Consider the following 14,729-nt stretch of genomic DNA (forward strand, 5'->3'; position numbering starts at 1 on the left):
TGTGACCGCGGGTGTGGCGGAGCCGGATCGGCCACGGGCCACCTCCGGCGAGCGCGCTCCGCCGATGGCTGCTCAGCCGTTGATCACCTGCGGCACCGAGACCCCCTTGAGGCCTTCGACGCCGAACTCCATTCCGTAGCCGGACTTCTTGACACCGCCGAATGGGATCATCGGGTGCACACCGCCGTGCGAGTTGATCCACACGGTGCCCGCCTCCAGCCGCGCGGCGACCTCGCGAGCCCTGTCCCGGTCACTGCTCCACACCGACGCTCCCAGGCCCACATCGAGACCGTTCGCCCACTTCACGACGTCGTCGACGTCGGTGTACCGGATGATCGGAAGCGCCGGACCGAACTGCTCTTCGGCGACGAGCGGATTGTCGTTGTCGATGTCGGCAACCAGGGTGGTCGGGTAGAAGTTGCCTGCAGCACTCGTATCGGGGTCACCGCCGGTGAGGATCTTGGCGCCCGACTCCTTGGCCGCCTCCACCAACCGCGCAACGATGTCGAACTGCTTGCGGTTCTGCAGCGGTCCGAGGACGTTCTCCTCGGACAGCCCGCGACCCATCGGCATGTTGCCGGCGACCTCGAGCAGGGCGTCGCACACCTGGTCGTAGACGTCGGTGTGCACGTAGAGTCGCTTCATCGCGGCACAGGTTTGCCCGGTGTTGATGAATGCACCCCAGAACAGATCCTGCGCAATGGCTTTCGGGTCGACGTCGGGCAGCACGATGCCGGCGTCGTTGCCGCCGAGCTCGAGGGTGAGCCGCTTCACGGTGTCCGCGGAACTCCTGATGATGGCCTGTCCGGTCTTGGTGGAGCCGGTGAACATCACCTTGTCGATGTCGGGGTGGCTCGAGAGCCGGGCACCGACTTCACGGTCGCCGACGACCGGGATCAGCAGGTCGGCGGGCAGCACGCTGTTCATGACGGTGATGAGCGCCAGGACGCTGAGCGGGGTGAACTCCGAAGGCTTGACCACTGCGGTGTTTCCCATGCGCAGAGCCGGGGCGATCTGCCAGATGGTGATCATCATCGGCCAGTTCCACGGCCCGATCGCACCCACGACGCCGACGGGGCGGTAGTGCAGTTCGGCATGGGTCTCGTCGTCGTCGACGACGGTCTGTCCCGGCAGCTCGGTGGCGGCGGTGGCGCGCAGCCAGGCCGAGCAGCCACCCAGTTCGAAGCGGGCATTGGGGCCGTTGAGCGGCTTGCCTTGTTCGCGTGACAGCAGCTCGGCCAGCGGCTCGGCGGCGGCGTCGATCGCGTCAGCGGCCTTCATCAGCAGCTCGACGCGTTCGGAATCGGTCCGCGCCGCCCATGCCGGCTGCGCCGCCCGGGCACGGGCGACGGCGTCGTCGAGCTCGTCGACGGACTGGAAGCGGACCTTGCCGACCACCTCATCGGTGGCCGGATCGGTGATCTCCCGACCATCGGGGTCGGTGATGTCGGCGAGGAGGGAGTCGTAGGTGACACTCATGATGCGGTTCCTTACATATCGGTCCGGCCACGTTGCCGGATGTTCTGCGTGTCAGTAACTGCTACGGCCGGCGTCAGGCCGGTCGGTGACAAATCGTGCGGTGAGCGCCTCCGAGCCACGCGCGAGTAGCGCGACGTCGGCACCGACGAGGAGGAAGGTCGCCCCGCGTGCAACGTAGTCGTCGGCCTGCTCGGGGACGAACGCATTGACGCCCACCGGCTTTCCGGCCGACCGGACTCCGGCGAACGCCTTGTCGACCTGCGCGACGACGTCCGGGTGGGTCTGCTGCCCGAGCAGTCCCATCGACGCCGCGAGGTCGCTGGGCCCGACGAACACCCCGTCGATGCCCGGGGTCTCCGCGATGGCGTGCGCGTTCTCCACGCCCTCGACCGTCTCGATCTGAACGAGCACGGAGACATGTTCCGAGGCGCTCTGCAGGTAGCCGTCGACGCGGTTCCACCGCGCCGATCGCGCGAGCGCGCTACCCACGCCGCGACGCCCGATCGGAGGATATTGCGCGGCCGCAGCGACCTCGCGGGCTTCGGCGGCGGTCGAGATCATCGGAACCAGGATGGTCTGCGCTCCGAGATCGAGTACCTGTTTGATGACCGTCGCGTCGCCGATGGGAACCCGCACCACCGGCACGATGTCGTAGCCGGACACCGCATACAGTTGCGCCTGCACCGATTCCAACCCATTCGGGGCATGCTCCATGTCGATGAGCACCCAGTCCAGCCCGGAGCCGGCCATGATCTCGGCCGAGACCGGCGATCCGAGACAGATCCAACCGCCGAAAAGCGGCCGGTCACTCAACGAAAGCGCTTCACGCAGGGTGGGTTTCAGACGAATCGACATGACACCGTGCCCATCGGACCGTAGTCGGCGAGCACCGTGTCGCCCTTCTCCACCCACATCGGTCGCGTGAAGGATCCGGCGAGCACGATCTCTCCCGCCTCGAGCCGATCCCCATGCTGCGCAAGCTTGTTGGCCAGCCATGCAACACCGGTGGCGGGATGGTTGAGCACCGCGGCCGCCACGCCGGACTCCTCGATGGTCTCGTTGCGGTAGAGCAGGGCAGACACCCAGCGCAGGTCGATCTCATCGACCTGCTTCGGGTTTCCGCCGTAGACCATCCCGCCCATGGCGGCGTTGTCGCTGATGGTGTCGACGATGGTGCGGCCGGCCATCTCGATGCGTGAGCTGAGGATCTCGAGGGCCGGCACCACGTAGTCGGTGGCCCGCAGCACATCGAACACCGACACATGCGGGCCCTTGAGCGGATCGGCGAGGACGAATGCCAACTCAACCTCGATTCGGACGTTCGAGAACCGACCGTGGTCGATGACCGATCCGTTCTCGAACACCATGTCGTCGAAGATCGCCCCGTAGTCGGGTTCGGTGATGCCGGTCGCGGCCTGCATCACCTTGCTGGTGAGCCCGATCTTGCGGCCGACGGGTCGACGGCCGGATTCGATTCCGCGACGACGCCACTCGTTCTGCACCGCGTAGGAATCCTCGACGGTCATGTCCGGATATCTCGCCGTCAACAACGGCACCGTCGTGCGATCACGTTCGGCTGCCGCCAGCTCGTCGGCGATGTCGGTGATGGTTTGGGCGGGAAGCAACTTCGCTCTCCTTTTGGTGCGGGTGGGGTGGTTTCGATCTCGACAAGCTCGACCCGGCGGATACGCGGGCCAGTGGCCTCGATACGCACCGGGCTCGCTCCGCTCGCACGCTGCCACTCGACAAGCGGGAGGATTGCGTCCCAGCGCTTTTCGACACCTTGCTCGACCACCGGTGGACTCCACTCGTCGAGTAGGCGAGGGAGCCCACCGAGGCCACCAAGCCGGTTAGAGCTGGGCGCCGAGCTTGTACTCGCCCTTCTTCCAGTCGGGCATCTCCTCGTCGTCATCCTTGCGGGTGTAGGAGAATCCGTCGGCACCGATGGTCACCGCCATCTCCGAGTCGTCGGTGCGGGCGACCACCGGCTGCGGGTTGCCGTCGAGGTCCAGCACGAGCGAGGCCTCGGTGTACCAGCTGGGGACCACCGGGTTGCCCCACCAGTCGCGGCGCTGATTGTCGTGGACGTCCCAGGTGACGACCGGGTTGTCGGGGTCACCGGTGTAGTAGTCCTGCGTGTAGATCTCGACGCGGTGGCCGTCGGGATCCCGCAGGTACAGGTAGAAGGCATTGGACACGCCATGACGGCCGGGGCCGCGTTCGATGGCGTCCGAGCGGCGCAGCGCACCGAGCTTGTCGCAGATGGCGAGGATGTTGTGCTTCTCGTGGGTCGCGAACGCGACGTGGTGCATGCGCGGTCCGTCGCCGCCGGTCGTCGCCGTGTCATGCACGGTGGGCTTGCGTCGCATCCACGCGGCGTAGACGGTTCCGTTCTCGTCCTGAATGTCCTCCGTGACACGGAAGCCGAGATCCTGGTAGTGCCGCACGGCGCGGGGCACGTCCGGGGTGACCTGATTGAAGTGATCGAGGCGTACCAATTCGCCCGGCGTGTGCAGGTCGTAGCGCCACGACAGCCGCTCCACGTGGTCGGTCTGGTAGAAGAACTCGTACGGGAACCCGAGCGGGTCCTCGACGCGCACCGAGTCGCCGATGCCCTTCACGAAACCCTCCGCACGGCGCTCGACGCGGCAGCCGATCTCGCTGTAGAAGGCGACCGCCTTGTCCAGGTCCTCGGGGCTGCGCACACGGTAGGAGAATGCCGCGACGGCGGCCACCGGACCCTTGCGGAGCACGAGGTTGTGGTGGATGAACTCCTCGGTCGACCGCAGGTAGATGGCCTCGTCGTCCTCCTCGGTGACGTACAGGCCGAGGACATCGACGTAGAACTGGCGCGACGCCGCGAGGTCCGTGACGACGATCTCCATGTACGCGCAGCGCAGGATATCGGGGGGCGAGGACTGCGGGGTGCTCACCGGGTTGTCGGAGTGAATGGGTGCTTCCTGCGAGACGTAGTAGCCCGACGAGGTCAGGGTCATCTCTTCGCGGTTGGTCATGTCAGCGTCCTTGCTTGTGAGGGAGTGAAACTCGGGGTCGGATGCTCCGCGGCTGCGGCGCGGTGGTTGTCTTACTGCTTGCCGAAGGTCGGGTTGTGGACCTTGCCGAGCGTGATGTGCACGGCCTGCTGGTCGGTGTAGAAGTCGATGGAACGGTAGCCGCCCTCGTGCCCGAGACCCGACGCCTTCACACCGCCGAACGGCGTGCGCAGGTCGCGGACGTTGTTGGAGTTCAGCCACACCATGCCGGCCTCGACGGCCTGCGAGAAGTTGTGGGCGCGCTTGAGATCGTTCGTCCAGATGTAGGCGGCCAGTCCGTACTTCACACCGTTGGCCAGTTCGAGGGCTTCTTCGTCGGTGTCGAACGGGGTGATGGCGACCACGGGGCCGAAGATCTCCTCCTGGAAGATCCGGGCGTCCGGCTTGACGTCGGCGAACACCGTCGGGGCGACGAAGTTGCCGGTCTCGAATCCTTCGGGACGGCCACCGCCGGCGACGAGCCGGCCTTCGGTCTTGCCGATCTCGACGTAGCTCATGACCTTCTCGTAATGCTCGGGGTGCACGAGCGCACCGACCTCGGTGTTCTTCTCGTGCGGATACCCCACAACCACGCGCTTGGCCTGGGCTGCATAGCGTTCGACGAACTCGTCGTAGACCGGCCGCTCGACGAGGATGCGGCTGCCGGCGGTGCAGCGTTCGCCGTTGAGGGAGAACACGCCGAAGATCGTGGCGTCGATGGCGGCATCGAGGTCGGCGTCGGCGAACACGACGGCCGGGCTCTTGCCACCGAGTTCCATCGACAGACCCTTGAGGAACGGTGCTGCGTTGCCGAAGATGATCTGGCCGGTGCGGCTCTCGCCGGTGAACGAAATCAGCGGCACATCAGGGTGTTTCACGAGTGCGTCGCCGGCATCCTCACCCAGCCCGTTGACGAGGTTGAACACACCCTCGGGAAGTCCGGCCTCCTCGAAGATCCCGGCCCACAACGACGCGGACAACGGGGTGAACTCCGCCGGCTTGAGGACCACGGTGTTGCCGGTGGCCAGCGCCGGGCCCAGTTTCCAGGACTCGAGCATGAACGGTGTGTTCCACGGCGTGATCAGACCGGCCACACCGATCGGCTTGCGGTTGACGTAGTTGATCTGGCGGCCCGGCACCTTGTAGGTGTCGTCGGCCTGCGCGACGATCAGGTCGGCGAAGAACCGGAAGTTCTCCGCGGCCCGGCGCGCCTGCCCGAGCGCCTGGGTGATCGGCAGGCCCGAATCGAATGACTCGAGCTCGGCCAGTCGCGCGTCACGGGACTCGACGATGTCGGCGATCCGGTGCAGAATACGGGAACGTTCACGCGGCAGCATCTTCGGCCACGGCCCGTCGGTGAAGGCCTTCGTGGCGGCCGCGACTGCGAGGTCAATGTCGGCCTTCTTGCCCGCCGCAGCCTGGACGTAGGTCTCGTTGGAGACCGGGTCGAGGACATCGAAGGTGTCGCCGTCGATCGAGTCGACGAACTTGCCGCCGATGTAGTGCTGGATGCGCGTGGGCAGATCTGCAGGGACGTGTCGGGTTGCGGCAGTGCTCACCGTATTCGTCATGGTTACTCCGTTTCTTGAGGGTCTGGAGGTCGTCAGATGTTCTGAAGGTCTGTAGGCCGGAAGGCCCAGCGTCTCGTCGGGATGTTCGTGGACCATGTAGGCGTCCAGAGTCGCTGCGCGGTGCCGCCGCGCCACCTTCTCGATCTCGCCGAGCGGCGCACCGATTTCGATGAGCCGCACGATGTTCTCGTGTTCGCGCACCGACTCCTGGGCGCGACCGGGAACGAAGGAGAATGTCGAAGCACGTAGGTGGCCCAGGCGCGCCCACTCGGACTCGACGAGCGTGACCATCCGCGGGTTGATGCACCTCGTGAACAGGGTCGCGTGGAACTCCTGGTTCAGCGCGGTGAACAGGCTCGGGTCGAAATGGTCGAGCGAGGCGATCATGCGTTCGTTGATGTCGCGAGCTTTGCGCAGGTCTTCCTCGGTGAGTCGGCGTGCGGCCAGTGCCGTCGCTGCACCCTCGAGGATCGAGAGGGCCTGCATGCTGTGCCGGTACAGAGAGTCGTCGACCATCGACACCTGCGCACCGACATTGCGTTCGAACGTCACGAGGCCCTCGGCCTCGAGTTGCCGGATGGCCTCACGTACGGGCACGACACTCATGTCGAGACTCTTCGCGATGGTGCTCAACACCAGGCGGTAGCCCGGCGAGTACTCCTGCCGCGAGATGCGCTCCTTGATCCAGTGGTAGGCGATCTGTGACTTACTTTGTGTTGGTTGCTGATTCGTCACGTCGTCGCTCAGCGATGGTGGCGCCATTCGAGATACCTCGCCTTCCACTCGGCGTTCGGGGGAAACAACCCGTCGACGGGGTGACCGGCGGCCACCTGATCGGCAACCCACGCGTCCTGCTCTTCTTGCTCGATCGCCGCATCGGCGACCTCTTCGGCGATGGCCGGGGGGATGACGATCACGCCGTCGTCGTCACCGACGATGATGTCGCCGGGCTGCACGGTGGCGCCGCCGCACGCGATGGTGAGGTCGAAGTCCCAGGGCACATGCTTGCGACCGAGAACGGCGGGATGTGCTCCCGCGGTGAATACCGGCAAGCCGATCTCGGCGACCGCATCGTAGTCGCGGACGCCGCCGTCGGTCACGATGCCTTCCGCCCCAAGGGTCTTGGCGCGGATGGCGAGGATGTCACCGAGCGTGCCGGAGCCTTTTTCGCCGCGGGCCTCGATGACGATGACCTCGCCGGGGCCGACCGCGTCGAATGTCCGTTTCTGTGCGTTGTAGCCACCGCCGTGGGATGCGAACAGATCCTCACGGTTGGGCACGAACCGGAGCGTCTTGGCGGTACCGACGATCTTGCTGCCGCGGGTCTGGGCGCGGACACCGTCGATCGAGACGTTGTTGAGTCCCCGTTTGCGGAGCTGCGCGGAGAGCCCGGCGACGGGAACACGTGTCAGCTTGTCGCGCAATTCCTCGGAGAGCGCCGATGCGGCGACATCCGGAAGGCCTGCGGCCTCGCGCGATCCCCACGCCTCGGCACGCTGGGTGTCGTCCACTGCGGGCAGCGATCCGAGGTCGGAGTCGAATCCGCGGGTGCCGGCGACCACGGTCGTGACCAGTCGTCCCGACGTCGGGGCACCGGATGCGGTCGGTGCGTCGACCTCGACCTCGACGACATCGCCGGGAACGACAACCGACGAGCCGGCCGGCGTCCCGGTGAGAATCACATCACCCGTTTCCAGCGTGAGGTGTTGGGATAGATCTGCCACCAGCTGGGTCAGCGGGAAGATCATTTCGCCTGTGGTGTCCTCCTGCGCCAACACGCCGTTCACCCAGGTGCGCAGCCGGAGTGCATCCGGATCAACCAGGCGCGCATCGATCGGGCCGGGACCCAGCGGAGTGAAACCATCGCCACCCTTGGACCGCACGTTGGAGCCCTTGTCATTGGCTCTGAGGTCATATAGCCCGAAATCGTTCGCCGCGGTCACGGCGGCAACATGATCCCAGGCGGTTTCCATCGAGACCCGGCGGGCCGGGTTCCCGATGACCAGCGCGACTTCACCCTCGAAGGCCAGCAATTCGGTACCTGCGGGACGCTCGATCACAGAGCCGCTCTGCGCGACCGAGCTGGACGGTTTGAAGAAGTACGACGGATGCGCCGGTCGACGCCCACGCTGGTCGGCTCGCGACGCGTAGCTGAGGTGAACCGCGATGATCTTCCCCGGCCTGCCGCTCAGGGCCACAGTCTGTGCCTCGACTGCCGGCTCGTACTCGGTCGTCATGAGGGCCTCCTTGTCGGCGTTAATCGTATACGAAAACGTATCTTGCAACGTGTATACGAGATCGTATATGTTTGGTCTCACAGATTGCAAGTGACTCAGGTCGCACGATTTCCACATCGGTGACCTCCGCCACCCGAACCCGACCATGAAGCCAAACAATCAGCCAGTCCGATCAGAGAATGACGAGGGTCTGAACAATGCAGTTCCATCACCACGGCTACGTTTCCGGTGATCCGCGGGTGCAACCCGCCGCGGGCGTGGGCATCGACCGGCCCGACGAACTCCCCGACGAGGTCGACGTCCTCATCGTCGGCACTGGGCCCGCCGGCATGATCACCGCCGCCCAACTGTCCCAGTTCCCGAACGTCACCACACGCATCGTCGAACGGCGCCCGGGCCGCCTGGCGATCGGCCAGGCCGACGGTATCCAGGCACGCAGTGTCGAAACCTTCCAGGCCTTCGGGTTTGCCGAGCGCATCATCGCCGAGGCCTACCGGATCACCGAGATGGCCTTCTGGAAGCCGGATCCCAACGATCCTTCGCGCATCGTCCGCGCCGCACGAACCGAGGACGACCCGACCGGGATCAGCGAATTCCCCCACCTCATCGTCAATCAGGCCCGCGTCCTCGACTACTTCGCCGAGGTCATGGTCAACTCCCCCACCCGGATGACGCCCGACTACGGTTACGAGTTCTCCGGCCTCGAGGTCGGCCAGGACGGCGAGTACCCAGTCACCGTGACGCTCACCCACGCCGTCGGCCCGAACGAGGGAGCCACCCGGACGGTCCGCGCCAAGTATGTCGTCGGCGCCGACGGCGCACGCAGCGGCGTGCGCGACGCAATCGGCTGTACTCCGCACGGGGACAAGGCCAATCACGCGTGGGGTGTCATGGACGTCCTGGCGGTGACCGACTTCCCCGACATCCGCACCAAGTGCGCGATCCAATCGGGCTCCGGCGGGAGCATCCTGCTCATCCCACGCGAGGGCGGCTTCCTGTTCCGCATGTATGTGGATCTCGGTGTGGTGCCCGAGAACGACCACGGCAACGTCCGCAAGACGAGCATCGAGGAGATCATCAAGCAGGCCAACGAGATCCTGCATCCCTACACCCTCGACGTGAAGAACGTTGCGTGGCACAGCGTCTACGAGGTCGGCCACCGGGTGACCGACCGTTTCGACGACGTCCCCGTCGAGGAGGCGGGCACCCGCACCCCGCGCGTGTTCATCACCGGCGACGCGTGCCACACGCACAGCGCCAAGGCCGGCCAGGGCATGAACGTGTCGATGCAGGACGGCTTCAACATCGGCTGGAAGCTCGGTCATGTGCTCGAAGGCCGTAGCCCCGAGAGTCTGCTGGCGACCTACTCGGCCGAGCGCCAGGTGATCGCGCAGAACCTCATCGACTTCGATCGCGAATGGTCGTCGATGATGGCCAAGCGTCCCGAGGAGTTCGACTCCCCCTCGGAGCTGGAGGACTTCTACGTCAAGACCGCCGAATTCCCGGCCGGTTTCATGACCGAATACCAGCCATCGATGATCATCGGTGCGAGCACCCATCAGGACCTGGCATCCGGCTACCCCATCGGCAAGCGGTTCAAGTCTGCGCCGGTGGTCCGGGTCGCCGACGCCAATCCGGTGCAGCTCGGCCACCATCACCGCGCCGACGGGCGTTGGCGCATTTACGCCTTCGCCGCGGATACGGCCGCAAGTCACAACGCCGGGGCGCCGGACGTCTCGGCGCTCGACGACTGGGCGAACTGGCTGGCGCGGGATCCCGAGTCCCCGGTCGTCCGCTACACCCCCGACGGCGTCGACATCGACGCGATCTTCGATGTCAAGGTGATCTATCGGCAGGATCACACCGGTATCGATCTCGGTACCGTGCCGTCGATCTTCCTGCCCAAGGTCGGTCCGTTCGCGGTCACCGACTACGAGAAGGTGTATGCCACCGACCCGAGCGCCGACATCTTCGCCGAGCGCGGCATCGACCGGCGCGGCGCGATCATCGTCGTCCGACCGGATCAGTATGTCGCGCAGGTTCTTCCGCTGTCAGCGACCGATGAGCTCACCGCCTTCTTCGCCCAGAACCTCCTCCCCCACAACGCCGCATCGCTCACCAAGGAGTCCGTGTGACCGTCACCCAGGACACGAATCTGCTCGACACCGTTCCCGACGGTCTGTTCATCGGCGGCACCTGGCGCGCGTCGTCTTCCGGCGCGACGCTCGCCGTCACGAACCCGGCCACCGGAGAGGTGATCGCCGAGATCGCCGACGCGACACCCGAGGACGGCATGGCTGCGCTGGACGCCGCCGATGCCGCTGCCGCGGCGTGGGCAGCCACCCCGGCACGCGAACGCGCCGACATCCTGCGTCGCGCTTTCGATCTCGTGCAGCAACGCAAAGAGGACTTCGCGTTGGTGATGACCCTCGAGATGGGCAAGCCGCTCGCCGAGGCACGCGGTGAGGTCACCTACGGCGGCGAGTTCCTCCGGTGGTTCAGCGAGGAGGCCACCCGCATCCAGGGACGATACGGCCCGAACCCGGAAGGCACGGGACGAATGATCGTCTCCCAGCACCCCGTGGGGCCGTGCTTCCTGATCACGCCGTGGAACTTCCCGCTCGCCATGGCGACCCGCAAGATCGCCCCGGCCCTCGCGGCGGGCTGCACCGTCGTCGTGAAACCCGCCGCCCTGACGCCACTCACCACATTGCTGCTGACACAGGTACTCGAAGAGGCCGGTTTGCCGGCAGGTGTGGTCAACGTGGTGACCACCTCGAAGTCCTCGGCCCTGTCGGCGCCGATCATCGCCGACCCGCGTCTGCGCAAACTGTCGTTCACCGGGTCGACCCCGGTCGGTCAGCGCCTTCTCGAGCAAGCCGCGTCCGGTGTGCTGCGCACATCGATGGAACTCGGCGGCAACGCACCGTTCGTGGTCTTCGACGACGCCGACCTCGACAAGGCGGTCGACGGCGCGATCGCGGCGAAATTCCGCAACATCGGACAGGCCTGCACGGCAGCCAACCGCTTCATCGTGCATCGCAGCGTCGCCGACGAGTTCGCGCACCGCGTCACCGAACGGGTCAACGGCTTCACGGTCGGGCGCGGGACCGATCCGGACGTCACCATCGGTCCACTCATCGACGAGAACGCCGTGGCGAAGACCGAGGAGCTCGTCGCCGACGCCGTATCCCGAGGTGCCCGGGTCACCACCGGCGGCGAACGTCTTGCCGGCCCCGGTACCTTCTACGCGCCGACCGTGCTCACCGGGATCGCCTCTGGCAGTGACATCCTGCGCGAGGAGATCTTCGGCCCGGTCCTGGCGATCGCCACCTTCGACACCGAGGAGGAAGCCGTCCGGTTGGCCAACGACACCGAATACGGTCTCGTTTCCTACGTCTACACCGAGGACCTCGCCCGCGGACAACGCATGATCGAGCGATTGGGCACCGGGATGATGGGGCTCAACGTCGGCGTCGTGTCCAACGCCGCCGCACCGTTTGGCGGCTGGAAGATGTCCGGCCTCGGTCGTGAGGGCGGTGCCGAGGGCATCGGAGAGTACCTGCAGACGAAGTACACGCTCACGCCGAATCCGTTCGGCTGATCAGGCCGCAGACGATGTGCGGGGTCCGGGGTGGTGTCGTCCCCCGGTGTTGCGGCAGGTGTGGTCACGCACCGGAATGCAGTTCGACGATGAAGTTCTCGAACAGCTCGTCCTGCCGCGACGGGGGCATCATCTCCGGACTCAGCACCGCCAACACCTGCATGCCCATCAGCAGAGTGAGCAACGTGTCGGTGGTCAACACGGTGTCCGACGGTGGTATCTCGCCGTCGGACACCGCCTGGTCGAGCAACTCGATCATCTGGACTCGCCAGTCCTCCCACGCTTGCGCGTTGATCTGCCTCATCGCCGGGTCGTGCATCGCGCGCTCCCACAGCGTGGCGGCGATCCGAGCCTCCAGCAGCGCTTCGTCGGTGCGCGGCATGATCTCGTAGCAGAGGATTCGCAGGGCTGCCAGTCCTCGGGCGTCGCCCAACTTGCGCGCCACGCGGTCATTGGTGGCCAGGGAAACATGCTCATAGGCCCGCCTGACCACCTCGTCCTTGTTGGCGAAGTAGTAGGACAGCACGCCGTTCGCGTAGCCCGCTTCCTCGGCGATCGTGCGCATCGTCATCGCCTCGATCCCTCTGGTCGCGATCAACCGCCACACCACAGCGATGATCTCCCGACGCCGCTCGTCGTGATCAACGATCTTGGGCACGCCCTCCGTCACCTCCACGCGGTGTCTGCACACCAGCCCGAATTGCCGTCTCCGCCCTGATCCGGGGCGGGTTACACACTACGCAACATCAAACACACAAATCGGTAACAGAGCGCGTCCATTATTTCCTACGAGCGTAGGAAATAGGTTATGGTGTGTTCTGCACCACATCCCCGAACGGAGATCCCGATGGCCGTCAGCCCCGATACCGTCGACCACCCCCTGTCCATGCCCGTCCCCACCGAGATCGACGACGTCAAGGCGATCCTCACCAGGGACGGCCTCGCCGGAAGCGAAACCCGTTTCGCCTATGTCGGACTGGTCGAGCCAGAGAAAGCCCTGCTCTACGGTGACACCGAACTGCCGTCGGAGCGCCGATTCCGCGTCCTGCTGCTCGACCCGACCAAGCCGGAGTCGATCGACGCTGTCGTCTCGGTGACCGAACGCAAGGTGATTTCCCATCGCGTCGTCGACACCGCGACCGACGGTCAGGTGCCAGTCCTCGACGAGGAGTTCGGACTCGTCGAGGACATCCTCGCGACCGACGAACGCTGGCTGACCGCGCTCGCCGCTCGCGATCTCGACCCCGCGCAGGTGCGCGTCGCTCCCCTGTCGGCCGGCGTCTTCGACTATCCGGGCGAGGAGGGGCGCCGCATCCTGCGCGGGCTGGCGTTCCTGCAGCCCAATCCGAACGACCATCCCTGGGCGCATCCGATCGACGGACTGGTTGCGTTTGTCGATGTCACTGCTCGCGAGGTACTCCAGGTCCTCGACCTGGGACCCGTGCCGATCCCGCAGGAGTCCGGCAACTTCACCGACCCTGAGGTGACCGGTCCGGTGCGCACGACCCAGAAGCCGATCGAGATCACCCAGCCCGAAGGCCCCAGTTTCACCGTTACCGGCAATCTCGTGGAATGGGAGAAGTGGAGCCTGCGAGTCGGATTCGACGCGAGGGAGGGCCTGGTTCTGCACCAGATCGGGTTCACCGACGGCGAGCGCCTCCGGCCGATCATCCACCGCGCCTCGATCGCCGAGATGGTGGTGCCCTACGGTGACCCGTCTCCGGTTCGCTCCTGGCAGAACTACTTCGACACCGGCGAATACCTCGTCGGTCGGTACGCCAACGCCCTCGAACTCGGCTGTGACTGCGTCGGCGACATCACCTACTTCGACGCCGTCATCGCCGACGAATCCGGCGCCCCGCACACGCTGCGCAACGCGGTCTGCATGCACGAAGAGGATTTCGGCATCCTGTGGAAGCACACCGACCTGTGGGCCGGTTCGCACGAGACCCGACGTCAGCGACGCCTCGTCATCTCCTTCTTCACCACGATCGGCAACTACGATTACGGTTTCTTCTGGTACCTCTACCTCGACGGCACCATCGAATTCGAGGTCAAGGCAACCGGAATCGTCTTCACCTCCGCCTACCCCGGCAACGACTACCCGTACTCGTCGGAGATCGCACCGGGCCTCGGCGCCCCTTATCACCAGCATCTGTTCAGCGCCCGGCTCGACATGATGCTCGACGGCCCGCGCAACAGCGTCGAGGAACTGGAAAGCGTGCGCGTACCGATGGGCGAGGGCAACCCACACGGGAACGCCTTCACACTTCAGAAGACGCTGCTGCGAACGGAGGACGAGGCTCAGCGCGACGCCGACAACACCGTCGGGCGCGTCTGGCACATCGTCAACCCCACCGTGAAGAATCGGCTCGATCACCCGGTGGCGTACGCGCTACTCCCCGAGGGCAAGCAGACACTGCTGGCCGACCCGGCATCGTCGGTCGCGCGCCGAGCGGCCTTCGCGACCAAACATCTCTGGGTCACCCCCTTCGAGCCCGACGAGCTCTACGCGTCCGGCGATCTGGTGAACCAGCATCCCGGCGGAGCCGGGCTTCCCACCTACGTGGCCGGAAACCGCGGCGTCGAGAACGAGGACATCGTCGTCTGGCACACCTTCGGACTCACCCACTACCCCCGCCCGGAGGATTGGCCGATCATGCCCGTCGACTACACCGGCTTCACCCTCAAACCGGTCGGCTTCTTCGATCGCAACCCGACCCTGGACGTTCCGGCAACGGTCCGCCACGGCGAGTCCCATTGCCACTGCTGATCCCTCGCCATCGAACCGCATCACCACCCTCTG

At 65.8% G+C, this 14,729-nt stretch carries 10 protein-coding genes and 1 pseudogene; 3 read left to right on the forward strand and 8 right to left on the reverse strand.

Annotated elements, in window-relative coordinates:
- Window positions 1-72: 72 nt before the first annotated feature.
- The 7 genes and pseudogenes from GORHZ_RS15930 to GORHZ_RS15955 form a co-directional block, all read right to left on the reverse strand.
- The gene (locus GORHZ_RS15930) at window positions 73-1,479 is read right to left on the reverse strand and encodes an aldehyde dehydrogenase family protein (RefSeq protein ID WP_006334600.1); all 1,407 of its coding nucleotides are present in this window, start codon (window positions 1,477-1,479) and stop codon (window positions 73-75) included.
- A 51-nt stretch (window positions 1,480-1,530) separates the two neighbouring features.
- Complete coding sequence (locus tag GORHZ_RS15935) at window positions 1,531-2,334, reverse strand: HpcH/HpaI aldolase family protein (RefSeq protein WP_006334602.1); 804 nt, start codon at window positions 2,332-2,334, stop codon at window positions 1,531-1,533.
- Window positions 2,319-3,104: a 2-oxo-hept-4-ene-1,7-dioate hydratase gene (hpaH, locus tag GORHZ_RS15940; RefSeq protein ID WP_006334604.1), complete on the reverse strand. Its 786-nt coding sequence runs from the start codon at window positions 3,102-3,104 to the stop codon at window positions 2,319-2,321. Before hpaH ends, GORHZ_RS15935 begins: the two co-directional genes overlap by 16 nt.
- A 225-nt stretch (window positions 3,105-3,329) precedes the next feature.
- Window positions 3,330-4,493, reverse strand: a complete 1,164-nt coding sequence (gene hpaD / locus GORHZ_RS15945; RefSeq protein WP_006334605.1) for a 3,4-dihydroxyphenylacetate 2,3-dioxygenase — start codon at window positions 4,491-4,493, stop codon at window positions 3,330-3,332.
- A 71-nt stretch (window positions 4,494-4,564) separates the two neighbouring features.
- Window positions 4,565-6,082 carry a 5-carboxymethyl-2-hydroxymuconate semialdehyde dehydrogenase gene (gene hpaE, locus GORHZ_RS15950; RefSeq protein WP_040532266.1) on the reverse strand — a complete coding sequence of 506 codons (1,518 nt, stop codon included), beginning with the start codon at window positions 6,080-6,082 and terminating at the stop codon, window positions 4,565-4,567.
- Between the two features lie 171 nt (window positions 6,083-6,253).
- A pseudogene (locus tag GORHZ_RS31260) lies at window positions 6,254-6,844 on the reverse strand (GntR family transcriptional regulator); the annotation flags it as partial.
- Window positions 6,826-8,319, reverse strand: a complete 1,494-nt coding sequence (locus GORHZ_RS15955) for a fumarylacetoacetate hydrolase family protein (RefSeq protein WP_040532262.1) — start codon at window positions 8,317-8,319, stop codon at window positions 6,826-6,828. The pseudogene GORHZ_RS31260 and the gene GORHZ_RS15955, both read right to left, overlap by 19 nt.
- Window positions 8,320-8,516: 197 nt before the next feature.
- Here GORHZ_RS15955 and GORHZ_RS15960 point away from each other — a divergent pair, with 197 nt between their 5' ends.
- Together GORHZ_RS15960 and GORHZ_RS15965 are read left to right on the forward strand one after the other, a co-directional pair.
- Entirely contained in the window at window positions 8,517-10,454 is a 1,938-nt protein-coding gene (locus tag GORHZ_RS15960) for an FAD-binding monooxygenase (protein ID WP_006334611.1), read from the forward strand.
- Entirely contained in the window at window positions 10,451-11,923 is a 1,473-nt protein-coding gene (locus tag GORHZ_RS15965; protein WP_006334613.1) for an NAD-dependent succinate-semialdehyde dehydrogenase, read from the forward strand. Before GORHZ_RS15960 ends, GORHZ_RS15965 begins: the two co-directional genes overlap by 4 nt.
- A gap of 64 nt (window positions 11,924-11,987) precedes the next feature.
- On the opposite strand, the gene GORHZ_RS15970 is transcribed toward GORHZ_RS15965, so the two are convergent.
- A complete protein-coding gene (locus GORHZ_RS15970; RefSeq protein ID WP_040532267.1) occupies window positions 11,988-12,581 on the reverse strand; it encodes a TetR/AcrR family transcriptional regulator in 594 nt (197 codons plus the stop codon).
- 189 nt (window positions 12,582-12,770) lie between these two features.
- Between GORHZ_RS15970 and GORHZ_RS15975 the strand changes: the two genes are divergently transcribed.
- Entirely contained in the window at window positions 12,771-14,696 is a 1,926-nt protein-coding gene (locus GORHZ_RS15975) for a primary-amine oxidase (RefSeq protein ID WP_006334617.1), read from the forward strand.
- The last annotated feature ends 33 nt before the right edge of the window (window positions 14,697-14,729 follow it).

It is taken from the genome of Gordonia rhizosphera NBRC 16068 (assembly GCF_000298195.1).
Lineage (GTDB): Bacteria > Actinomycetota > Actinomycetes > Mycobacteriales > Mycobacteriaceae > Gordonia > Gordonia rhizosphera.